Source organism: Pseudomonas sp. R4-35-07, assembly GCF_003852235.1.
Classification (GTDB): domain Bacteria; phylum Pseudomonadota; class Gammaproteobacteria; order Pseudomonadales; family Pseudomonadaceae; genus Aquipseudomonas.
This window is the reverse complement of the sequence record NZ_CP027732.1, coordinates 2988137-3010534: the sequence shown is the minus strand read 5'-3', so window position 1 is coordinate 3010534 and position 22398 is coordinate 2988137. Positions and strand designations below refer to the sequence as shown.

Below are 22398 nucleotides of genomic sequence, written 5' to 3'. Positions count from 1 at the left end.
ACGGGGTGGGTCCGATCAATCACAGCCACAGGAATTACGCACCTGCAGGCGTGGCGCCAGGCGCACGCTGTGCTTGGGTGCAGTGGGGGTCGCCATGCGTTGCAGCAACAGCTCGACCGCGCGGGCGCCGAGTTGCTGGACCGGCTGTGCGATCAAGGTCAGGCGCGGCACGAAAAAGTCCGCCCATTCGAAATCATCGAAGCCGACCAACGCCATGTGCCCCGGCACTTCGATCTGTGCATCACGCAGGGCGTGCATGGCGCCGAGGGTCATCAGGTTATTGCCGGCCATGATGGCGGTCGGCGGTTCGGCCAGGCTCAGCAACTGCCGGGTGGCCTGGCGGGCCGGCTCGGTATTGGAGCCGCCGTTGACCAGCAACCGTGGATCGAACGCCAGCCCCGCCGCCTGCAACGCGGCCTGGTAGCCCGCCACCCGCTCATCGGTGGTGCTGAAGCCCGCACGCCCGGCGATAAAGCCGATGCGCCGGTGCCCGTGGGCGATCAGGTGCTCGATCAACGCCTGGGTGGCCTGGCTATTCTCCACCCCGACCTGATCGAACTGCTCGCTCATCATGCGATCGACCAGCACCGCAGGCAGCTCATTGGCGCGCAGGTAGTCCAGCGCCAGCGAGCCGTTCGACGGCGCCAGCACAATCCCGTCCACCCGTCGGTGATGCAGCGCGGTGACCACGCGTAATTCCTGCTCCGGGTCGTCGTGGGTGTCGACAAACAGCATCATGTAGCCGTGCCGGGCGCACTCGGTTTCAATCGCGTGCACCGTCTCGCTGAAGTAATGGTTGGACAGCGCCGAGATCGCCACGCCAATGGTGTTGGTGGTGGAACGGGCCAGCGCGCGCGCCAGGGTGTTGGGGATGTAGCCCAGCTCCCGGATCGCACGCTGTACCGCCTGCACCGTGGCCGGGCTGACCTTGCGGGTGCCGTTCAACACGTGGGACACGGTCGACGGCGACACGCCGGCCCTGCTTGCCACGTCGTCCATGGTGACCACGGCGCGCTCCCCTTGAGTCAATCAGTGCTTGCTCGACCAGCCGCTGTAGCTGCCGACGTTGTCACGGGTGATGAGTTTGGGCGTGAGCAGGGTCACCGCTTCGGCCGGGGCCTTATCATTGAGCAAGTCATTGCCGACGTTCACCGCAGTCTGGGCCATGGCCCATGGGTCCTGGCTGGCGGAGGCCTGGATCTGTGTGTCGGTCTTGAGCGCATTCTCGATATCCGGCGCGCCGTCCACCGAGGTAATGATGATGCCGCTGCGCTTGAGCTGCTTGGCCGCCAGGTCGCTGCCGATGGCTTGCGGGTCGTTGATCGCGAACAGCCCGTCGATTTTCGGGAAGCGTGTCAGGTAACCCTGCATCGCGTTCAGGCCGCCTTCGCGCGAGCCCTTGGCGTCCTGGTCGTCGGACAGCACCTTGATGTCCGGCGCGGTGGCCAGGGCGGCCTTGCAGCCTTTGACACGGTCGGTCACGGCGGTGACTTGCGGGCCGTTCTGGATGATCACATTGCCTTTGCCCGACAGCTTGTCCACCAGGTACTGGCAGGCCAGCTTGCCGGCTTCGACGTTGTCGGTCTGCACCGTGGCGTTCACGCCCTTGGCGTCCACATCCACCGCCACCACCACAATGCCGGCGTCGCGGGCTTTCTTGATCGCCGAGGCCATGGCGGACGGGTCGACGGCGTTGATCAGGATCAGGTCGACCTTGGACGAGATGAAGTTGTCGATCTGCGAGAACTGCTTGCTCAAATCATAGTCAGCCGACACAGACGTCACCTTGACGTTGGGGTTGAGTGCCTTCGCCTGCGCCGTGGCGCCGTCGGCCAGGGTCACGAAATACGGGTTGCCCAACGAGCCCATGCTGATGCCCAGCGCCTTGAGTTCGCGGGCCTGCACGGCCTGGGACATCAGGGCAGCCAAGGCAATGACGGGGAAGATACGTTTGACGTTCATGGCGGTCTCTCTTGTGATTGTTGTAGGAATGAACTCAGGTTCGGGCGCCGGACTGGCGATAGCGATCCAGCGCCACCGCGCCGATGATCACGATGCCCTTGATGATGTACTGCCAGATATCCGATACCCCCAACAGCACCAGGCCATTGGTGAGCACCGCGATGATCAGTGCGCCGATCAGCGTGCCGCCGATGGTGCCGACGCCGCCGGTGAAACTGGTGCCGCCGAGGATCACCGCCGCGATCGCATCCAGCTCGTAGGACTGGCCCAATTGCAAGCCATTGGCGGCGAACAGGCGCGAGGCGCTCATCACCGCGCCAAGCCCGGCCAGGGCGCCGGACATGGCGTAGACGAACAACAGCACTTTCCACACCTTGATTCCCGACAGCCGCGCGGCTTCCGGGTTGCCGCCCACCGAGTAGATCTGCACGCCCATCACTGTGCGGCGCAGGATGAACCACGACAGCGCCACCACGGCCACGGCGATGACCACCAGCCACGGCACGCCGAGGATCGAGTCGTTGCCGATAAAGGCAAACGGCAAATCCGGGTTGAACACCGTCTTGTCATCGGCCAGCAAGCGCGCCAAGCCGCGCATGGCGGTCAGCGCGCCGAGGGTGACAATAAACGGCGGCAGGCGCATGAACGCGATCAATCCGCCGTTGACCAGGCCCAGCAACAGGCCGAAGCCGATACCGGCGGCAATCCCGAACATGCCGAACTGCGGCGACATCGACGCCTGCAGGGCGACCACCGCCGACGCCGCGAGGATCGCGCCGACGGACAGGTCGATACCCGCCGTGAGAATCACGAACGTCATGCCGGCCGCCAACACCACATTCACTGAGGCCTGCTGCGTGATGATCGACAGGTTCTGCATCGTCAGGAAGTTTTCGCTGGCCAGGGCAAAGCCCACCAGCAGCAGCACCAGCACCGGCAACATGCCCACCGTGCGCATCAGCTCGCGTACGCGTTCAGCCTTGCCCGTCGTTGGTGTTGCGATATTCGATTCAGCCATTGACCACCACCTGATCGCCACCGGTGGCGAGGTCGATAATACGTTCCTGGGAGATGACGTGACCGGAGGCCCCGCCGACTTCAGCCACCAACTGGCCTTCGCGCATGACCAGCACACGGTCGCAGGTGCCGATGATTTCCGGCAGCTCGCTGGAAATCACCACGATGCCGACACCCGCCTGGGCCAATTGATTGATGATGCGGTAGATCTCGGATTTGGAGCCGATGTCCACGCCACGGGTGGGCTCATCCAGGATCAGCACATGGGGCTTGACCTCCAGCAGCCGCGCCAGCAACACCTTCTGCTGGTTGCCACCGGACAGCGCGCCCACATTGACCTTGCCCGACGCCACGCGGATCGACAGCGCCTTGATCGCGTCGTTGGCGCGCTGTGCGCCATGGCTGCGATCCAGCACACCGCCGGCGTGGGCATCCGGCACACAGGCGCACACATTGATGTTGTCGGCCACGCTCATGTCGAGGAACAGGCCCTGGGCCTTGCGGTCTTCGGTGAGGTACACCACGCCGGCGCGGATCGCATCGGCCGGGGTGCGCAATTGGGTGACGTGCTTGCCGACCACTTCGAGGGTACCGCTGGTGCGTGGGTCGGCGGCGAAGATCAGTCGCGCCAGCTCCGTGCGCCCTGCCCCGACCAGCCCGGCGATGCCCAGCACTTCGCCGGCATGCAGGTCGAAGCTGCAGTGGCGCACGCGTTTGCCGTCGGCCATGTCACGCACGCGCATCACCACGTTGCCAGGGTTATAGGCGGCGTGTTCTTTCTTGTAGAAGCCGGAGAGGTCGCGGCCGACCATCATTTTCACCAGCACTTCGGCCGACAACGCATCGCGGCTCAGTTCGCCGATGTACTGGCCGTCGCGCAGCACCGACACACGGTCCGACAACTCGTAGATCTCGGCCATGCGGTGGCTGATGTAGATGATCGCCAAGCCCTGGCCGCGCAGCTGTTTGATCAGCGCAAACAGGCGGTCGGTCTCGCGGGAGGACAGCGGCGTGGTCGGCTCGTCCATCACCAGGATCCTGGCGTGGGCATGCAGGGCGCGGGCGATTTCCACCAGTTGACGCTCGGCAATCGACAGGCCGCTGACCGGCGTCGAGGGTTTGAACTCGGCGCCCAGGCGTTGCAACACCTCGACGCAGCCGTCCTGCATGCCCTTGCGGTCGATGGTCCAGCCACGCCGCAGCTCGCGGCCCAGGTAGATGTTCTCGGCCACGCTCAGGTTCGGGCACAGGCTCAATTCCTGGTAGATCACGGCGATGCCGAGGGCTTTTGCAGTAGCAGGCGTGAAGGTCGCGACGGGCTGGCCATCGATGCGGATTTCGCCGCCAGGGTCGGCTTGATAGGCGCCGGAGAGAATTTTCATCAGCGTGGATTTGCCGGCACCGTTCTCCCCCATCAAAGCGTGGATTTCGCCGGGGTAGACCTTCAGGCCGACGCTTTTGAGCACGCGCAAACCGTTGAAGGTTTTGCTGATGCCCTGCATCTCAAGCAAGGGTTCAAGGCTCATGGATGAGCTCCTGGATTTATTGTTTTTGTTGTCGAGTGCTGCCGACTCTAGTCCAGATACATTTGCTTACGCAAGCGCTTGCGTGCGCATTTATTTGCATGATGAAACGTTTCACCCAGCCAAAAATACGCAAAGCCCTGTAGCGCCGGCTTTTAAGCGTCAAATGAATGGCGTAGCCATCAAAACGCTATGTTTTCTGCTATTGTCCCAAGAACGCATCTCCTGCGCGTCGCGTTCGCGCGATCGTCAATGAGCATGCTCCACGCCATCGTGCTCTGCCGATGGCAGGCCTGAAGTTCACGGAATGCTTGGCAATGGACACCCCTCTACCCGACCCGCCCCAATCACGCGCTGAAAAGATCGTTGAGTTCAAACGCCAGAAAACCTTGCTCAAGACCGGTGCGCTGCAGGATGCGATCTTCAACAGCGCGTATTTCTCCAGCATCGCCACCGACGAAAAAGGCGTGATCCAGATTTTCAATGTCGGCGCCGAACGCATGCTCGGTTACGCCGCTGCCGATGTGCTCAACCGCATCACCCCCGCCGACATCTCCGACCCTGCCGAACTGATCACCCGCGCCGCTGCCCTCAGCCTGGAACTCGACACGCCGATCACACCGGGTTTCGAAGCCCTGGTGTTCAAGGCTTCCCGTGGCATCGAAGACATTTATGAACTGACCTATATCCGCAAGGACGGCAGTCGCCTGTCGGCCATGGTCTCGGTGACCGCCTTGCGCAACCGCCATGACACCATCATTGGCTACCTGCTGATCGGTACCGACAACACCGCACGCAAGCAGGAGGAAGCCGAACGCAAAGGCTTCGAGCGCGCGCTGGAAGAAAAGAACCTGGAGCTGGAGCACGCCAGCCACATGAAGTCCGAGTTCCTTGCGACCATGTCCCACGAGTTGCGCACGCCGCTGAACGCGGTGATCGGCTTTTCCGAAGCGCTCAAGGATGGCCTGGTGGGCGATATGAGCGAAGTGCAGCGCGAATACATCGGCGATATTTTCACCAGCGGGCAGCACTTGCTGTCGCTGATCAACGACATTCTCGACCTGTCCAAGGTCGAGGCCGGGATGATGGACCTGGAGCTGGAAGCCGTGGCGCTCGACGGGTTGCTGGCCAACAGCTTGCTGATCGTGCGGGAAAAGGCCGCGCTGCAGCGCATCGAGTTGAAGCTCGAATGTGCGACGGATTTCGGCGTGCTGGCGCTGGACCTGCGCAAGACCAAGCAGATCATCTACAACCTGCTGGCCAATGCGGTGAAGTTCAGTGAACACGGCGGCCGCGTGACCCTGGCGGTGCGCGAAGTCAGCCGCGCCCAGGTCGGCCAGGTGCCGGGGGATTGGCCGGCCCATGGCTTCGCCCTGCAACCCAGCGCGCACCAGCGGTTTCTGGAACTGAGCGTGAGCGACGCCGGCATCGGTATCGCCGAAGACGACATGAGCAAGCTGTTCAAGGCCTTCAGCCAGATCGACAGCAGCCTGGCGCGCAAGTTTGAAGGCACGGGCCTGGGGCTGGCGATGGTCAAGCAACTGACCGACCTGCACGGCGGCAGCGTCGCTGTGGCCAGTCGCGTGGGCCTGGGCGCCCGCTTCGTAGTGTGGCTGCCATTGCATCGTGCCCCGGAGGCGTCATGGCCGACATCCTGATCGTCGAAGACAACGAGGCCAACATGCGCCTGGCCCGCTTGCTGCTGATCAACGCCGGGCACACGGTGCTGTGGGCCGCCGATGCCGAAATCGGCCTGACCCTGGCCCGGGAAAAACAACCGGCCCTGATCCTGATGGACATCCAACTGCCGGGCATGGACGGCCTGGCCGCCACGTCTCTGCTCAAGCAAGACCCCATCACCGCCCATATCCCGGTGATCGCCCTGACCGCGATGGCGATGAAGGAGGACCGCGAAAAAACCCGCCTGGCCGGTTGCGATGCCTACATCATCAAGCCGCTGCGCTACAAAGAGCTGTACCAGGTGATCGACAGCTTGCTGCAAAAGACTATCAACCCCCTCACATGAGCCCTCTCCATGGCCAGCCAACCCGCCACGCTGTTGATCGTTGACGACGAACCCCAGGTTCGCAAGCTGCTGGAAACCCTGCTGCAGCATGAGGGCTACCAGACCCTGAGCGCCGCCAGCGGTGAAGAAGCCCTGCTGTTCGTGGCGCAACAGCCGCCAGACCTGATCCTGCTGGACATCATGATGCCGGGCATGGACGGCTACGAAGTGGCCAGCCACTTGAAGGGTGATGAAACCACGGCCAGCATCCCGATCATCATGCTCTCGGCCCTGAGCGAGTCCAGCGCCCGCGTCAGTGGCCTGGAAACCGGCGCTGAGGAGTTCCTCAGCAAGCCGGTGGAGCGCGTCGAGTTATGGCTGCGGGTGCGCAACCTGCTGCGGCTCAAGGCCCGTGGCGACCAGTTGAAAAACCATAGCCTGTTGCTCGAGCAGCAACTGCAGCGGCAAACCGATCAGACCACCGGCATGAGCGTGCACGACCTGGCGCGCCAGGACCTGGAAAAGGACTTGCGCCTGGCGGTTGAGCAACAGGATTTCACCCTGCACTACCAGCCCAAGATCGAGTTGGCCGGTGGCCAGATATGCGCCCTGGAGGCGTTGCTGCGCTGGGAGCGCCCAGGCTATGGGCCAGTGTCTCCGGCGGTGTTCATTCCCATACTGGAGAGCATTGGCTTGATCGTGATTGTCGGGCGCTGGGTGATCGACAGCGTGTGCCGACAGATCGCGACCTGGCAACGCGGCGTTATCGGCGCTGTGGAAGTGTCGGTGAATGTCTCGGGTCACCAATTGATCGAAGGCGACCTGATTGCCGATATCGCCCATACCCTGGCCAGGACCGGGGTTCAGGCCCATTACCTGGAGGTCGAACTGACCGAAAGCTCGCTGATGGAGAACACTCAGCGCACCATCGCCAGCCTGCAGCGCCTGCGCGCCATGGGCGTGAAAATCTCCATCGATGACTTCGGCACCGGCTATTCAAGCCTGGCGTATCTGCGCCGTTTTCCCATCGACACCCTGAAGATCGACATCGCCTTCATCCGCGAAGTCACCTCCAACCCACAGGATGCGGCCATCACCCGCACCATCATCGAACTGGCCCACAGCCTGAACCTGCGAGTGGTGGCCGAAGGCGTGGAAACCCAGGATCAGCTGGCGTTTTTGAAGGAGGCCGGGTGTGACCAGATCCAGGGCTACCTGTTCAGCCGACCATTGCCGGCTTCCACCCTGGAGCGTCTGCTGCTGGAGCGCCTGGTACCCGCGCGTTGACCGATGACTCCGGCGCTCTTGATACTGCGGCTAGCAAGCGTCAAACCACATTGAACCTGTGTCCGGCCATGCCTCTCCAATCTGCATAGACCACGGCCGGATGCACGCTTGATGACATTTATTTTATGGATGGCCGTACTCGGGGCTATTTTGCTGATATTGGCCCTCACCTCCTCCTACCTGCGCTGGATGCCGGTGACTACCTCGGCGGTGTGCCTGTTGCTTGGGGTCGCCATCGGCCCGATGGGCGCTAACCTGCTGCACCTGGACATCAAGGGCTCGGCCCGCTGGATGGAGCACCTGACTGAAGTTGCGGTGCTGTTTTCACTGTTCGTCAGCGGCTTGAAACTGCGCCTGCCCCTCAAGCATCGCACCTGGCGTATCGCCTTCGGCATGGCCGGGCCGGTGATGCTATTGACCATCTTCGGCGTGTGCCTGGCGTTGCACTATCTGTTGGCGTTGTCATGGGGCGCGTCATTGCTGGTCGGCGCCATGCTCGCACCGACTGACCCGGTGCTGGCCGGCCTGGTCCAGGTCAACAATGCCCAGGACGATGACCCGCTGCGTTTCGGCTTGTCCGGTGAAGCCGGGCTGAACGATGGCACGGCTTTTCCCTTTGTGATTTTCGCGCTGCTGTTCATGCAGCACGGCGGCTTCGACGGTGACTGGCTGGGTGGCTGGGTACTGAAGAACCTGCTGTGGGCGGTGCCGGCCGGCTTGTTGATTGGCTACTGGATGGGCCGGGGCATCGGGCGTGTGACCTTGCGCATGCGCATCGCCAATGCCGACAGCACCCTGTCGCCCAACGATTACCTGACCCTGGCCTTGATTGCCTTGGCCTACGTGGCGGCGCAAGCCGTGGGTGGCTATGGCTTCCTGGCGGTATTCGCCGCCGGGCTGGGGTTGCGCCAGGCCGAATTCAAATCCAGCGGCAAAGCGCAGACACCGTCCGAGCACCTGGCCCAACCCGTGGTCGGGCATCTGGAAGTCGCGCCGGAAAAAGCCTTGCACGGCGATGTCAGCGCGCTGGAAGACACGCAAATTGCCGCCGGAGTCATGATGGGCGACATGCTCGCGTTCGGCGGGCTGGTGGAGCGTTCGATGGAAGTGTTCCTGGTGACGGTGCTGGGGATCGTGCTGGCCAGTCATTGGGATTGGCGCGCCCTGCCGATAGCGGCGTTGTTGTTCTGCGTGATCCGGCCGCTGAGCGTATTGGCGATGCCCTGGGGACGCCTGATCGATCTTCGCCAACGCGGCTTGATGGGCTGGTTCGGCATTCGCGGGATCGGCAGTATCTTCTACCTGTTCTATGCCCTCAATCACGGCCTGATCGGCACCAGCAGCGCGGTAGCCGTGGACCTTACGGTGTCGGTGATCGCCTTGAGCATTGTCGTGCATGGCCTGAGCACTCAGCCGATGCTGGCGTGGTACGAGCGCCGTGCCGTGCAAAAAACGTGACGCCTGGCCGCTGTAATCGCAACGGGCGCAGGCCGGTGGGCAGCCCGAGCAAGACGTTTGCTGCAAGCTCGAGCCCCCTTGGCAGCCATCGGATCAGTCCTGCTCCTCGGTGTTGCCGACGTCCGCCGCTTCATCCAAGTCGTTGAGCGGCACTTCGGCATCGTCCATCAACGAACCTGGGTCTTCATTTCCAGGATCGTTGAGTTCTTCATCCAGTTCTTTTGACATAACTGTCTCCTCTAACCGCCTTGGGTGTCGATATCAGCATCGGTTTCAGGCTTGGGCTCGAGCGGCTCAGGCTTGAAGTCTGGACTGTAGTCGTTTTCCTTGGCCTTTGGGTCGCTTGCTGGCGCTGGATCTTTGGGCGCATCGGCGCCAGTGCTGGGGGCCGGCTCGCCACCGTCGATCGCTGGGTCGTTGCGGTTACTGGTTTGGGGATCGTTGTTTGTCGTCATGGCACACCTCTTACAGGCCTGTGGGGAATCTATACCCCGTAATGCTAAGGCGCCGCGTTACTGGATGAAGTTCCGTACGATTGCTCATCGCAACGGGTTGTCGACCTGGATGTAGAAGGCGTAGATGCCCAATACCAGCCAGAACCCCATGAATAGCCAAGGCGCGCGCATGGAAAACAGCAGCGATTTGCGATAGCCCTTGTGGGTCGACTCCATTTCGGAAAACAACGGCGAGTCATCGTAGGCCATGCCCATCACCGGTTCACTGCGCAGCAGCTCGCTTTGCTTGTAGTGCCAGTGATCGATGATCTCGTAGGCGGCGCGTATGCCCGGCCAGGCGTTGAGTGAGCTGAGGATCCCCAGCGCGGCGAGAATGGCCGGCACCAGCAGGGTGAACAGCTTGCCCCACTCCGGGTTGAGATTGCCCATCCCGGAGACGAAGGCAATGACCAGAAATGACTGGGCGGTGAGGTAGGCGTCGGTGCGGTTGGCCAGGATGCTGGTTTCGTACTGGATCTCGCGACGATAGAAGTCGAGACGGTCCTTGGGCGAACCGAAGATCTTGGCGTTGTGCTCGCTGTGGTCGGTCAGGGCCGCTTCCGGGGTGTTGGGCGAAATGATTCTGGGCACGACGAGGGGCTCCACAAGGTTTCAAGGCTTATTAGAAGAAGCGCGCTTGGGTGAAGTTCAAGTTTGTCGCGCACCAAATTGAAGCGTTGTGGCGCGGGCGCTTGCTTGCGCCGGGCGGCAATGGCCCTGCAACAGGACGTGCTGCGCACTCCAGCGGGAGAATCAGCGTGTCTCAGCGGTTCCGGCACACGCCTTGCTTAAACCATTCATCTGCCCACATTCAGGAGCATTCGTTACCCCCCGACCCAGAGCCGACCCCATAAGAAAGTAAGGACCAGGCCCGTTGGCACCCTCGACCACGGGCTCATAAAAAATGCGTTTAAAAGCGGCAGTGCCCCCCGCGCTCCCCTCGGCACTGACAAGGTACTGGAATGGCTCGATCTTTCTTTGACGAAATGAATGACGCGCAAGGCGTTTGCCGCGCGCACTACCAGGATTTCTCCCGCTGGCTGGCCAACACGCCGCCGGAACTGCTGGCCCAGCGACGCCGCGAAGCCGATTTGTTATTCCACCGCGCCGGGATCACCTTCACCCTCTATGGCGACGAACAGGACACCGAGCGCCTGATCCCCTTCGATATCATCCCGCGCAGCATCCCCGCCAGCGAATGGAGCGTGATCGAGCGTGGCTGCATCCAGCGGGTCAACGCGCTGAACATGTTCCTCGCCGACATCTACCACGACCAGCGCATCATCAAGGCCGGGATCATCCCGGCCGACCAGGTGCTGGGCAACGAGGGCTATCAACAGGCAATGGTCGGCCTCGACCTGCACCGGGGCATCTATTCGCATATTTCCGGGGTGGACCTGGTGCGCGACGGCGACGGCACCTACTACGTGCTCGAAGACAACCTGCGCACTCCCAGCGGCGTGAGCTACATGCTCGAAGACCGCAAGATGATGATGCGCCTGTTCCCGGAAGTGTTCGCCAAGCAGCGCATTGCGCCGGTCGACCACTACCCCAACCTGCTGCTCAAGACCCTGAAAAGCTCGAGCCGCCTGGACAACCCCAACGTGGTGGTGCTGACGCCGGGCCGCTTCAACAGCGCGTTTTTCGAACACGCCTTCCTCGCCCGGGAGATGGGCGTGGAATTGGTGGAAGGCGCCGACCTGTTCGTCCACGACCTCAAGGTGTTCATGCGCACCACCGACGGCCCCAAGGCTGTGGACGTGATTTATCGGCGCATTGACGACGCGTTCCTCGACCCCGAGGCGTTCAATCCCGACTCGATGCTCGGCGTGCCCGGCCTGGTCGCGGCGTATTGCGCCGGCAACGTGGTGCTGGCCAACGCCATCGGCACCGGCGTGGCGGATGACAAGTCGATCTACCCCTATGTCCCGGCCATGATCCGCTTCTACCTGGATGAAGAGCCGGTGCTGCAAAACGTGCCGACCTTCCAGTGCCGCAAGCCGGAGGAGTTGTCCCATGTGCTGGCCAACCTTGAGCATCTGGTGGTCAAGGAAACCCAGGGCTCCGGCGGCTACGGCATGCTGGTCGGCCCGGCGTCCAGCGCCGCCGAGATCGAGGACTTCCGCCAGCGCATCAAGGCCCGGCCCCACGCCTACATCGCACAGCCGACCCTGAGCCTGTCGACCTGCCCGACCTTTGTCGAAAACGGCATCGCGCCACGGCATATCGACCTGCGCCCCTTTGTGCTGTCGGGCAAGGAAACGCGCCTGGTGCCCGGTGGCCTGACGCGCGTGGCGTTGCGTGAAGGCTCGCTGATCGTCAACTCGTCGCAAGGCGGCGGAACCAAGGACACCTGGGTGGTGGAGGGCTGAGTATGTTGAGTAGAACCGCCGCAGACTTGTACTGGATGTCCCGCTACCTGGAACGCGCCGAGAACCTGGCGCGCATGCTGGAAGTCAGCTATTCGCTGTCGTTGATGCCCCAGGCCGGGCGCAGCGATGGGCTGGATGAACTGGCGATGTCACTGCTCAGCAGCGGCACCCTGGACAGTTACCTGGAGCGCCACACGCAACTGGACGCCGAACGCATGCTGCATTTCTTCGCCCTGGATGAAGAAAACCCGGCGAGCATCTACAACTGCCTGCGCGCCGCCCGGAGCAACGCCCACGCGGTGCGCGGACGCATCACCGCCGACATGTGGGAGAACCTCAACGCCACCTGGCTGGAAATGCGCAGCATCGCCGCCGGCGGCCTGGCGCGACACGGCATCAGCCACTTCTGTGACTGGGTCAAGCAACGCTCGCACCTGTTTCGCGGCGCGACCTCAGGCACCATCATGCGCAATGACGCCTATCGATTCATTCGCCTGGGCACCTTTGTCGAGCGCGCGGATAACACCCTGCGCCTGCTGGATGCGCGTTATGAGATGTTTGGTGAAGAGTCCGAAGAAGTCAGCGACCTGTCGGCACGCGGTTATTACCAGTGGAGCGCCCTGCTGCGCGCGTTATCGTCGTTCGAGGCGTATACCGAGTTGTACCCGAACGCCTTGAATGCACGCTCGGTGTCGGAGTTGCTCCTGCTGCGCAGTGATGTGCCGCGCTCGCTGCATGCGTGCATCGAGGAACTGAGCCATATCCTCGCGGACCTGCCCGGCAGCTACGGGCGCACGGCGCAGCGCCTGGCGGCGGAGTTCGAGGCGCGGCTCAGGTACACGGGCATCGATGAGATCCTGGAAGACGGGCTGCACACACGGCTGACGGACTTTATCGACAGCGTGCGCGAGTTGGCGCGATCGATACAAAGCTCCTATCTGGAAGTGGTCTAAGCCCACCCCGGATCAAACTGTGGGAGGGGGCTTGCCCCCGATGGCGGTCTATCAGCCAGCTTATGTGTAGCTGACCCACCGGTATCGGGGGCAAGCCCCCTCCCACATGGACCGCAGTCCACCTGTCAGCTATCAATCGACCACCACCTGGGCAACAACTGCCGCACCCGCGCTTCGCCAAAACGGTCATCGATCAACATCACCACCCCGCGGTCGTGCTGGCTGCGGATCACCCTCCCCGCCGCCTGCACGACTTTCTGGATACCGGGGTACAAATAGGTGTAGTCATACCCCGCGCCGAAGATCGCGCCCATGCGAATCTTCATCTGTTCATTCACCGGGTTGAGCTGCGGCAAGCCCAAGGTGGCGATAAACGCCCCGATCAGGCGCGCACCGGGCAGATCGATGCCTTCGCCAAAGGCGCCGCCCAGCACCGCAAAGCCGATGCCCTGGCTGTGCTGGGTGAACTGGTCCAGAAAGGCCTGGCGCTGCGCCTCGGCCATGCCCCGCGACTGCAACCACAGCGCAATCTGCGGATGACGCTCGGCCATCAGCTGCGCCACTTGTTGCAGGTAATCGAAGCTTGAGAAAAACGCCAGGTAGTTGCCGGGTTGCTCGGCAAATTGCTGGGCGATCAAGGCCACGATGGGTTCCAGCGACGCTTGGCGATGCACAAAGCGCGTGGAAATACGCTCGACGATGCTCACCCGCAATTGCTCGGCCTGGAACGGCGATTCGACGTCGACCCAGGCGGTGTCCGCCGGCAACCCGAGCAGGTCGGCGTAATAGTGGCGTGGGCTCAGGGTTGCGGAAAACAGCACGCTGCTGCGCGCGGCGGTCAACCGGGGCCGGATGAATTCGGCCGGCACCACGTTGCGCAGGCACAGGGTCGAACTGCTGCGCTTGCCGCTGAATGTGCGTTTGCTGATATCGAAGATGAAATGCTCATTGAACAGCTCAGCCACCTTGGCAAATTGCAGCGCCTCGAAGTAAAAGGCTTGCAGGTCGCCATTGAGCGCTTCGGGATGCTCGTTGAAGTAATCGCCCATGGCGCTGGCACACAAGCTCAGGGCCTGGAGCAGCTTGTCGGGTTTGGCCGCGTAGGCCAGATACGGCGCGAGCTGGTCCTTGTGCAAAGCGTTCCACTCACGGTTCAGGCGCTGCAAGGGCTTTTTCAGCACCTCGGGCGCACTCTCGCGCAGGGTCTTGAGGCTGTACTGATCGAGGCTGGCGCTGTACATCGAACGCGCGCGCTCGACCAGGTTATGGGCTTCGTCCACCAGCACCGCAACCCGCCATTGATTGAGCTGGGCCAAGCCAAAGAGCATCGCGCCAAAATCGAAATAGTAGTTGTAGTCGGCGACCACAACGTCGGTCCAGCGCGCCATTTCCTGGCTCAGGTAATACGGGCACACGTCGTGGGCCAGCGCCACCTCGCGCAGATTACGTTGATCAAGCAGTCGCATCCCGGACGCCGCCTGGCGCGCGGCGGGCAAGCGGTCGTAAAAGCCCTTGGCCAGCGGGCACGAATCGCCGTGGCAGGCTTTATCCGGGTGCTCGCACGCCTTGTCCCGCGCCACCAGTTCCAGCACCCGCAGAGGCAAGTCGGGGCTGCTGTCGTACAGCACCTGGGCGGCGTCCAGCGCCAACTTGCGCCCAGGCGTCTTGGCGGTGAGGAAAAACACCGTGTCCAATTGCTGCGGTGCCAGGGCCTTGAGCAGCGGAAACAGCGTGCCGACGGTCTTGCCGATGCCGGTAGGCGCCTGGGCCATCAGGCAGCGGCCGGTACTCACCGCCTTGTACACCGACTCGGCCAGCGCGCGCTGGCCGCTGCGAAACTCGGCGTGGGGAAACGCCAGGCTCTGGGCGGCGCGGTTGCGCGCTTCACGGTGCTGCATCTGCTGGTGGGCCCAGTGCAGGAACAGCGCGCATTGCTGGTTGAAGAAATGTTCGAGGTCGGGCGCGGTAAAGCGTTGCTTGAGCAGGGTTTCGCCCTCGCCGACGATATCGAAGTACACCAGCGCCAGTTCGATGTCATCGAGCCCGAGCTTCTGGCACATCAACCAACCGTAGACCTTGACCTGGGCCCAATGCAGTTGCCGATGGTTGGCCGGCTGGGCCTGGAGGTCACCGCGATAGGTTTTTACTTCTTCGAGGCGATTGCTGTCCGGGTCATAGCCGTCCGCCCTGCCGCGTACCTTGAGTTGCTGATACTCGCCTTCGAGCGCCACTCCGTTCTGATAGTGGGCGCTGCGCCGCGACGCCACCGTGCGATGGCCGACGATGCCTTCCTGAGCGCTGGGCGATGGGGTAAAGCGCAGGTCCAGGTCTCCGACCTTGGCCGTGAACTCACACAACGCCCGCACCGCGACGCTATAGCTCAAGCGGACTCTGCCCAGCGCACATAACAGACCGTGACCGGCATCTGGTACTCACCGCAGAATTCCAGCCAGCGCAGTTGGTTGTCCTGCAGGCGGTCGCCAGGCCCCTTGACCTCGATCATGCGGTAGGTTTTTTGCGCCGGCCAGAACTGGATCAAGTCGGGCATCCCGGTGCGATTGGCGCGAATGTCCAGCAGCAGCCGCTCGAACCAGTAGCGCAAGTGTTCGGCAGGCAGGCACGTCAGCGCTTGCTCCAGCAGCTCTTCGCTGAGCAGGTTCCAGAACACGAAGGGCGATTGAATCCCCCATTTGTCCACATAGCGTTGGCGGATAGTGGTTTTGTAGCGCTCGTCGCGCAGTTGCTCGAAGCACGCGCTGAACAAGGCGGCGCGGCGTTGCTGGAAGTCTTCGCTGTGCAAATCGGCCGGCCCGCGCTGGAACGGGTGGAAAAACGCGCCCGGCAGCGGCGCGAAAATCACATCCCAGCACAGCAGGCCGAACAGCGAATTGATCAGGCCATTTTCCACATAATGCACCGGCGCGTCCGGCTCGCTCAGATGGGCCTGCACGCAATATTCCACCGACATCAGCGGCTCGGGGAATGCCAAGGCGAGGTCCAGGCGCGTGAGGGGCCGCGGCTTGGCCTTCGCCACCTTCGGCTCACCCAGCTTGCGCCGCAGGCGCGGCACTACGCGCAGCAGGTGTTGCTGCTCGGCGGCGCTTTCCGGCGCCTGTTGCGCGGCGACGGCCAACGCCAGGGCGGGCGCATAAGCCTCCTGGCGTTCCAATACGCGGATCAATCGTGCGCGCGCGCCGGGATAGCTGCAGCCGCGATAGATCTGCTCGGCCAAGCCCAGTTCGGCGCTGCGTTCACAGCATTGGCCGATCTGGAACAGCAACTTGGCGCGGCGTTTTTCCAGCCAGGGGTTGTCGGTGTGCAAGCTGGCGATGTGGGCCAACACCGTTTCCAGCGCCTCACCCGCCTCAAACGCTTGCTGGCACTGGTGCAGGAACACACAGCCCTCCACGTCGGCGCGGCTGCGCAACCCACGGGACTCGGCGCAGAACGGCACCTTCTCATAGGTGTAAATGCCCAGGTCCGCCAGCACGAACTCCGACCAGTCCTGGTAGAGGTTGCCGAAAAACATCAGGCGCAGGCGGTCGCACAGCTCCATCACGGTGAGGCTGTAGAGCACGTCCTGCAGTTCGGGGCACCAACGGGCAAAGCTGCGGCGTTCATTGAACCGCGCAGCCAATGGCGCCAGCCAGTCGGACTTCCTGGCGCTGGGCTGGTCGATCCAGGGCTTGAAGGCCATGAGCAGTTCGCCTTTTTGCAGCAAGCCGAACAGTTCATCAAAGCCCAACAGGCATTGATCATCGACCCAACCGCTCGCCAGCAGTGGCTGCATGGCCGCATGGGGGCAGCCGATTTCCAGGTAATCGAGCTTTGCTCCACGAAAATGCACACCCTTGCGCATGACCATGCGTACCAATAACGCCTGGGACGCTTGCGGCAACCTGTCGAATTGCTGAATGAACTGCAATTCGTCCGGGTCGAGCAAATCGGCGTAGCGCTGCTGCAACCCGATCAGCACTTGGCGGAAGTTGTGCAGGTAATACAAGGGGTCTTCAAGGGGGTGGGCCATGGCGCAGAGCAATCAACTACTGGTTATGCATACAGAGTGCCGTCGCAAACGCATTGTTGCAATCGGTAATAGATAAATGGCGCCTGCAACTTTTTGCAAAAAAGCGATCAGATGTGGGAGCTGATCGCGTAACATTTATGCCCCGCAGCCAGACGCTGCGGGGCTTTTCAAGGTAAAGGTAAGGGTAATGAACATGAAGAATTTGGGTCTGCCGCTGGTTGCACTCACTTTTCTGGTATTGGCCGGTTGCTCCACGCAAACCGTGGTGACGTTGCAAAACGGCACACAGTATTTGACCAAGGACACACCCAACGCCAAAACCGCCGACGGCTTCTATGAGTTCACCGATATCGCCGGCAAGCGCATCCGTATCAAGGCCGCTGACGTGGCGACGGTGCGCAAGGAACAATAAAACTGTGGGAGGGGGCTTGCTCCCGATGGCGGTCTGTCAGCCAGCTTATGTGTAGCTGACCCACCGCCATCGGGAGCAAGTCGAATCGTCGCACCGCCCCTCCCACAGTTTTGACCGCGTTCCAATAGTTAGCCGATCACGATCCCCTCCCCCGACAAACTGCTCACACCCACCAGTGTCACCGAGTCGGCGCCGAAGCTGATCACGGTATCGCCGCCCACCACCTTGGCGTGGTCACGATAATCCGTGCTGCCCCCTACCCCGTCGAACACCAGCTTATCCGTCGCCTGATAGCCGATCACCCGGTCATTGCCAAACTGCCCGCTGAACAGAAAGGTGTTATGTCCGCTGCTGTCGCGAATCGTGTCGTTACCTTTGCCATCCTCGATAAAGTCTGCGCCCTTGCCGCCCTGGATCAGGTCGTTGCCGTGGCTGCCGATAATGAAGGTATTGCCCTGGTGCGCTTCGGCATTACGGTTGAGGTCTTGCACCCAGGTGGTGGCCCGCGCCGGGTCGGACAGGTTGGCAACGATCACCGTAGAATCGCGGGTCATCTGCTCGTAGAAGCCGGAGTCGAGGATGCGCGTCATGCCGTCGCCATAGCCGGTGGGCAAGTGCGACACCCAGGTCGGCAGGTTGAGGATGGAAAACGGCAGCGCGTTCCATAGCGTCGACGCGTAGTGGTCGTTGAAGCTGACGATATTATCGGTACTGGACTCATGGGGCTTGTCGTGCACGCCAAACGACGACAGGTTGGAGGAGTAGCCATCCAGCGCACGGAATACCGGGTCATTTTCGTAGCCCACGTTCAGCACCTTGTCACCGGCACTCTGGGTCGGCGAGGCATAGGCCACGTAGTTGGAATCCTTGTAAAAGCTCGACCATTTGCTGTCGCTCAAGTCGGCCATGCTGTTGACCGCAAGCCCTCCCAGGCTGTGGCCGCTGACCACCACGTCGTGGCCACTCAGGCCGTGGGCACCGGCATACTCGGCGACGTTCTTGAGCAGGCCGCCGAAGGCTTCGCCAGCGTAGTTTTTTGCGTAGTCCTTGGGGCCGAGGGCGGCGAGCAGGTCGCTGACTAGGTCGCCGATAGAATCAGTGATCAAATGTTCACGCGGCCCGGACGTGCCGCGAAAACCGATACCGATCTCCAGCAACGTGCCCGCGTTATCGTACTTGCCCAGCACCTCGACCTGGGCCGTGGTGTAGCCTGGCTTTTCACCGAAAAAGGTACCCCGGGCATCGACCTTGCCGGTGTAGCCGAGGGTGCTGGCGCTGATGGGCGTCCAGCCGGCCTGTTGCACCGCGTCGAGGGCGGCTTTTTCCGAATCGGGGTTCCAGGGCAGGCCGGGAATCACCCCCTGGGAATCGGTGCTGCCCAGCAAGGCCCCGACCAGCGTGGCCGGCAGGCCCAAGCCCAGGCCATTGTGCTGATACCCCACGGCGAAGCCGTTATCCAGGTTGTGGTAGGAATACAACGTGATCGCCATCGCATCGGCGAACAACACTTTGGAGCCCTCGGTCCCGAGGTTTTTATAGTCAAAGATACCCATGGTATTGCCTCTCTGTTGTTGGATTTGTAGAGAAAGCGAAAACACCTGTCACCCCCTGACGGACTCCATCAGGGGGTGTGTAGCCTTAGAACGCCCAGTCCAGGCTCAAACCGACGCCGTGCACCTTCTCCTTGCTGGCCAGCAAACCGTTGTAATCGAAGTTCACCCGCGCATCCTTGCTCAACGCCAGGCTCACCCGCGCACCGACCAGTGCGGCATCACGCACCATCGGCGCGCTTTCCACCGCGAACGAAGGGCCACCCGAGGCAAACGCCAGGTGCTGCTCAGAGTCGGTGCCGCTCAAGTTGTGCTGCCAGCCCAGGGTGCCGGACACTTCCAGTTGCTGGTGATCGTTAACGTTGAAGGTTTTCAAGGCGCGTACACCCAGGGTGCTCAGCACCAGGTCGCGGCTGTCGTCGCCGCTTTTCAGCGCGGCGGCATCGCCCTTCTCGGCGAAGCCATCGGTGTCCAGGTGCACGTAGGCCAGGTTGGCGAACGGCTCCAGGGCCAGTGGTTGCAGGTTGACGCGGTATGCCGCCTCGGTGAATAGCTGGGTGCTGTGGGCATCGACCTTGGCTTTTTGCTTGCCGCTGACGTCACCGTATTGCAGGTCGCGCTTCACATCGGCGCGGTGCCAGCTGTAGGTGGCGCCGCCGCTCAGGCGCCAGGCGCCGATTTCATGCCCGGCATACGCGCCGAAGTGGTAGCTGTCGACCGACGCACGGCTATGGGTATCGCTGCCCATGTTCAACGAGGTATCGCTGTAGCCCGCCACCAGGCCGATGCGTGTCGCGTCGTCGAGGGCACCGTCGACACCGGCCAGCATGCCGCCGATCGAAGTGGTGTAGCCCGCTGTGTCGTTGCGGCTGTCGGTCTTGCCCCATGCACCCAGCGCCTTGACCCACACGTTGCCACGGCTGTCGATGGCCTGGCTGGTCGCGCCCATTTCACCGTTGCGCAGGCGCTCGCCTACCGCTTCGCGTACGTAGCGGCTGTCATTGACCAACGCGGTTTCCAACGCCGGATAGACTTCGCCGCTCAGTTGCTGGAACGCTCCTTGTGCCGAAGCCGCTGTCGGGGCGAGCAGCAAGCTTTCATACACCCCATTGCCCGCGCCCAATTGCTCGGCGGCGGCGGCGACGGCGCGTTGGTTCGGTGTGGCGGCCACACTGGCGAAGCTGTTGGTGCGTGCCACGTCCAGCTGCACACCATTGGCCGCGTAGTTCAAGGTGCCGCCGATGAACAGGTAGTCAGGCAGTACCGCACCAAAGCTGCCAGTGACGCCACCGGCGGCTTGCAGGATGTTGTACTGGCGGCCGATCAGGCTTTGCGCCTGGGTCGCGCTCAACAGGGTCGGACTGTTTTCCAGGGCCAGGGTCACGGTGCCGCCGTTCAGCGTGGCGGTGCCGCCGGCAACGATACGGTCGCTGCTGGTGGGCGACAATTCCACCGCGTAAGTCGAGCCCGGCTCGAAGGTGACATTGCCCGCCACGTTCAGCGTGCCGATGGAGTTGCCCGGTGCCACGGTGCCGCCGCTGTTTGCGCTCAGCGAACCGATACGCCCGGAGCCACCGACAACGCCGCTCTGGCTGACGGTCACGTCGGAGGTAACCGAGCCGTTGACCGCCAGCAAGCCTTGGTTGACCAGGGTCGGGCCGCTGTAGGTGTTGGCGCCGGTCAGCACCAGGGTGCCAATGCCCTGCTTGGTCAGGCCGCCATGCCCGGCGATGTCGTTGCTCCATACATCCAGCCCGCAATGCACGTCGTTGCACACGCGCTGGGTCGGTTTGCCGGCATCCACCACCGCGCCGATGCCCGGCAGGTCCGCGACGAACTGGCCAGTGCCATAGGCGCCGTCGATGCGAAACTCAGCCGGAATATCCTCGGCGGTAATGAACATCCCCGGGCCATTGACTGCCTTGCCCAGGTTGATCATGCCCCAGCCGTACAGCGAATCGATGCCTGGCGCGCCGAGGTCGGTGGCGGTGGTCTTGAGCAGCGTGGAGATCTGGTCGCCACTCATGTACGGGAAGCGCTCCATCAGCACTGCTGCACTGCCGGCCACATGGGGCGCGGCCATGGAAGTGCCGTTGAAGTTGGCGTAGTCGGTGGTGAGGTTGTCCAGATTGGTGCCGTTGATGATCGAACTGAAAATCTTGGTGCCCGGTGCCGACACGCAGAAACTCGCCGCATAGCCGCAGCGCGAAGAGAAGGTGCTGATCACGTACGGGTTGGCACTGCTGGTGTCCGGGTTCTGCTGCAGGGCCGCCACCGACAGCCAGTTCGGTGCAATCTCGGGGACGAAGTACGCCAGGCCGGAGATGGCATCCGGGTTGTTGCGGTTGTAGTCGTTGCCGGCGGCAAAAATGGTCAGCACCCCGCTGCGGGCGGCGTCGATCGCACCTTGATAGGCACCACCGGCAATCGTGCCGAGAATCGGCCGAATGGTGTTGAATTGCGCCTGGGCTTCATTGACCGTGAAGTTCGGAAAGGCGGGATCGCGGCCGCCCTTGGCGTACTGATCACCGATGCCAATGCCCCAACTGTTGTTGATGATCCGCGCGCCACTGGCCACCAGTGCATCCCAACCGGCTTTGTACACCGCACCATCGTTGCCCAGGATGATCCCGTCTTCCGGGCCTGGGTCACCGTTTTCGGCGCTGATGATTTGCGCGTTGAACGCCACACCATGCATCGGCCCGCCGTCGCGGTTACCGGCGGCAATGCCGCCGACATGGGTGCCGTGGTTGCCCAGCTTGCCGTTGGAGCCCAGGGACGGCGTGCCGTCATAGCGAAACGCATCACCGGCCTTCACCGGGATATACGGGTCGGTGTATTGGCGGATGCCCTCGGTGACGATCGTCACCACTTTGTTGGGGCTGGCGAATTCCGGGTGCTGGGCGTACACCGGCTGGTCGAAGATGCCCAGCTTGACGCCCTTGCCGGTGTAGCCCGCCGCATACGCGGTGTCGGCATGTACCGCGCCCAGGCCCCAATCGGCCTTGAACTCATTGCTGCGCCAACTGGCGGCGTCGCCCAGCTTGCCGGTTTCCACATAGGGTGCGGCCTGGGCGGTCCCCAGGCTTGCCAGGCAACACAACAACGCGCCGTATGGCACGCTGCTCAAGGCCTTGAGCGGATAGCCCGGGCCGGTGGGGATGGCGGTAGTTAACCCTGACTTGCGTTTTTTCACGGTGACCTTCCTTAGTTTTCTTGTTGCCAGTATGTGAACCACTTCCAAGGTGGGAGGGGGCTTGCTCCCGATGGGGGTGGATCAGTCAGTACATTCGGTGGCTGACACTCCGCCATCGGGAGCAAGCCCCCTCCCACAGTTG

General features: G+C 62.5%; 19 protein-coding genes. 8 read left to right on the top strand and 11 right to left on the bottom strand.

The genetic code is table 11. The annotated features are described in order from the left end of the window. Positions 1-15: 15 nt before the first annotated feature. The 4 genes from C4J89_RS13675 to C4J89_RS13660 are packed head-to-tail and all read right to left on the bottom strand — an operon-like array spanning position 16 to position 4505. The gene (locus C4J89_RS13675) at positions 16-1008 is read right to left on the bottom strand and encodes a LacI family DNA-binding transcriptional regulator (RefSeq protein ID WP_124414709.1); all 993 of its coding nucleotides are present in this window, start codon (positions 1006-1008) and stop codon (positions 16-18) included. 21 nt (positions 1009-1029) lie between these two features. Then, positions 1030-1962: an ABC transporter substrate-binding protein gene (locus C4J89_RS13670; RefSeq protein WP_124414708.1), complete on the bottom strand. Its 933-nt coding sequence runs from the start codon at positions 1960-1962 to the stop codon at positions 1030-1032. Positions 1963-1996: 34 nt separating this feature from the next. Beyond that, a complete protein-coding gene (locus C4J89_RS13665; RefSeq protein WP_124362856.1) occupies positions 1997-2980 on the bottom strand; it encodes a ribose ABC transporter permease in 984 nt (327 codons plus the stop codon). Then, the gene (locus tag C4J89_RS13660) at positions 2973-4505 is read right to left on the bottom strand and encodes a sugar ABC transporter ATP-binding protein (RefSeq protein ID WP_124414707.1); all 1533 of its coding nucleotides are present in this window, start codon (positions 4503-4505) and stop codon (positions 2973-2975) included. The genes C4J89_RS13665 and C4J89_RS13660 overlap by 8 nt, the downstream gene beginning before the upstream one ends. Between C4J89_RS13660 and C4J89_RS13655 the strand changes: the two genes are divergently transcribed. The 5 genes from C4J89_RS13655 to C4J89_RS13635 all read left to right on the top strand — a co-directional run bounded on the left by C4J89_RS13655 (position 4504) and on the right by C4J89_RS13635 (position 9252). Continuing rightward, a complete protein-coding gene (locus C4J89_RS13655) occupies positions 4504-4758 on the top strand; it encodes a hypothetical protein (protein WP_124414706.1) in 255 nt (84 codons plus the stop codon). The two genes, C4J89_RS13660 and C4J89_RS13655, sit on opposite strands and share 2 nt — an antisense overlap. 61 nt (positions 4759-4819) lie before the next feature. Next, entirely contained in the window at positions 4820-6160 is a 1341-nt protein-coding gene (locus tag C4J89_RS13650; protein WP_124362854.1) for a HAMP domain-containing sensor histidine kinase, read from the top strand. Beyond that, entirely contained in the window at positions 6145-6528 is a 384-nt protein-coding gene (locus C4J89_RS13645) for a response regulator (RefSeq protein ID WP_124362853.1), read from the top strand. Before C4J89_RS13650 ends, C4J89_RS13645 begins: the two co-directional genes overlap by 16 nt. 9 nt (positions 6529-6537) lie before the next feature. After that, positions 6538-7794, top strand: coding sequence for an EAL domain-containing response regulator (locus tag C4J89_RS13640; protein ID WP_124414705.1), 1257 nt, complete (start codon positions 6538-6540; stop codon positions 7792-7794). A 111-nt stretch (positions 7795-7905) separates the two neighbouring features. Continuing rightward, on the top strand, positions 7906-9252 hold the full coding sequence (locus C4J89_RS13635; protein WP_124414704.1) for a sodium:proton antiporter: 1347 nt from the start codon (positions 7906-7908) through the stop codon (positions 9250-9252). Between the two features lie 93 nt (positions 9253-9345). Here the strand turns inward: C4J89_RS13635 and C4J89_RS27185 are convergent, their stop codons facing one another. The 3 genes from C4J89_RS27185 to C4J89_RS13625 form a co-directional block, all read right to left on the bottom strand. Beyond that, positions 9346-9480, bottom strand: a complete 135-nt coding sequence (locus tag C4J89_RS27185) for a hypothetical protein (RefSeq protein WP_256658857.1) — start codon at positions 9478-9480, stop codon at positions 9346-9348. A gap of 11 nt (positions 9481-9491) precedes the next feature. Then, a complete protein-coding gene (locus C4J89_RS13630; protein ID WP_124362850.1) occupies positions 9492-9707 on the bottom strand; it encodes a hypothetical protein in 216 nt (71 codons plus the stop codon). Positions 9708-9791: 84 nt separating this feature from the next. Beyond that, the gene (locus C4J89_RS13625; protein WP_124362849.1) at positions 9792-10337 is read right to left on the bottom strand and encodes a hypothetical protein; all 546 of its coding nucleotides are present in this window, start codon (positions 10335-10337) and stop codon (positions 9792-9794) included. Between the two features lie 371 nt (positions 10338-10708). Between C4J89_RS13625 and C4J89_RS13620 the strand changes: the two genes are divergently transcribed. Next, positions 10709-12118: a circularly permuted type 2 ATP-grasp protein gene (locus C4J89_RS13620; RefSeq protein WP_124362848.1), complete on the top strand. Its 1410-nt coding sequence runs from the start codon at positions 10709-10711 to the stop codon at positions 12116-12118. 2 nt (positions 12119-12120) lie between these two features. Next, positions 12121-13071, top strand: a complete 951-nt coding sequence (locus tag C4J89_RS13615; protein WP_124362847.1) for an alpha-E domain-containing protein — start codon at positions 12121-12123, stop codon at positions 13069-13071. A gap of 125 nt (positions 13072-13196) precedes the next feature. On the opposite strand, the gene C4J89_RS13610 is transcribed toward C4J89_RS13615, so the two are convergent. Together C4J89_RS13610 and C4J89_RS13605 are read right to left on the bottom strand one after the other, a co-directional pair. Beyond that, the gene (locus C4J89_RS13610; RefSeq protein WP_124414703.1) at positions 13197-15455 is read right to left on the bottom strand and encodes an ATP-dependent DNA helicase; all 2259 of its coding nucleotides are present in this window, start codon (positions 15453-15455) and stop codon (positions 13197-13199) included. Continuing rightward, complete coding sequence (locus C4J89_RS13605) at positions 15452-17098, bottom strand: VRR-NUC domain-containing protein (protein WP_124414702.1); 1647 nt, start codon at positions 17096-17098, stop codon at positions 15452-15454. Before C4J89_RS13605 ends, C4J89_RS13610 begins: the two co-directional genes overlap by 4 nt. 187 nt (positions 17099-17285) lie before the next feature. On the opposite strand from C4J89_RS13605, the gene C4J89_RS13600 reads away from it, so the two are divergent. Beyond that, positions 17286-17510 carry a YgdI/YgdR family lipoprotein gene (locus C4J89_RS13600; protein ID WP_124362844.1) on the top strand — a complete coding sequence of 75 codons (225 nt, stop codon included), beginning with the start codon at positions 17286-17288 and terminating at the stop codon, positions 17508-17510. 128 nt (positions 17511-17638) lie between these two features. On the opposite strand, the gene C4J89_RS13595 is transcribed toward C4J89_RS13600, so the two are convergent. Then, complete coding sequence (locus C4J89_RS13595; protein ID WP_124414701.1) at positions 17639-19063, bottom strand: lipase; 1425 nt, start codon at positions 19061-19063, stop codon at positions 17639-17641. 85 nt (positions 19064-19148) lie between these two features. Next, positions 19149-22256, bottom strand: coding sequence for an autotransporter serine protease (locus C4J89_RS13590; RefSeq protein WP_124414700.1), 3108 nt, complete (start codon positions 22254-22256; stop codon positions 19149-19151). Between the last annotated feature and the right edge of the window lie 142 nt (positions 22257-22398).

Bases quoted from the DNA above. Each gene is read 5' to 3' on its own strand.
- C4J89_RS13670 (WP_124414708.1), bottom strand. From the start codon at position 1,962: ATGAACGTCAAACGTATCTTCCCCGTCATTGCCTTGGCTGCCCTGATG.
- C4J89_RS13665 (WP_124362856.1), bottom strand. From the start codon at position 2,980: ATGGCTGAATCGAATATCGCAACACCAACGACGGGCAAGGCTGAACGC.
- C4J89_RS13655 (WP_124414706.1), top strand. From the start codon at position 4,504: ATGGATGAGCTCCTGGATTTATTGTTTTTGTTGTCGAGTGCTGCCGAC.
- C4J89_RS13660 (WP_124414707.1), bottom strand. From the start codon at position 4,505: ATGAGCCTTGAACCCTTGCTTGAGATGCAGGGCATCAGCAAAACCTTC.
- C4J89_RS13650 (WP_124362854.1), top strand. From the start codon at position 4,820: ATGGACACCCCTCTACCCGACCCGCCCCAATCACGCGCTGAAAAGATC.
- C4J89_RS13645 (WP_124362853.1), top strand. From the start codon at position 6,145: ATGGCCGACATCCTGATCGTCGAAGACAACGAGGCCAACATGCGCCTG.
- C4J89_RS13640 (WP_124414705.1), top strand. From the start codon at position 6,538: ATGGCCAGCCAACCCGCCACGCTGTTGATCGTTGACGACGAACCCCAG.
- C4J89_RS13635 (WP_124414704.1), top strand. From the start codon at position 7,906: ATGACATTTATTTTATGGATGGCCGTACTCGGGGCTATTTTGCTGATA.
- C4J89_RS27185 (WP_256658857.1), bottom strand. From the start codon at position 9,480: ATGTCAAAAGAACTGGATGAAGAACTCAACGATCCTGGAAATGAAGAC.
- C4J89_RS13630 (WP_124362850.1), bottom strand. From the start codon at position 9,707: ATGACGACAAACAACGATCCCCAAACCAGTAACCGCAACGACCCAGCG.
- C4J89_RS13620 (WP_124362848.1), top strand. From the start codon at position 10,709: ATGGCTCGATCTTTCTTTGACGAAATGAATGACGCGCAAGGCGTTTGC.
- C4J89_RS13615 (WP_124362847.1), top strand. From the start codon at position 12,121: ATGTTGAGTAGAACCGCCGCAGACTTGTACTGGATGTCCCGCTACCTG.
- C4J89_RS13605 (WP_124414702.1), bottom strand. From the start codon at position 17,098: ATGGCCCACCCCCTTGAAGACCCCTTGTATTACCTGCACAACTTCCGC.
- C4J89_RS13600 (WP_124362844.1), top strand. From the start codon at position 17,286: ATGAACATGAAGAATTTGGGTCTGCCGCTGGTTGCACTCACTTTTCTG.
- C4J89_RS13595 (WP_124414701.1), bottom strand. From the start codon at position 19,063: ATGGGTATCTTTGACTATAAAAACCTCGGGACCGAGGGCTCCAAAGTG.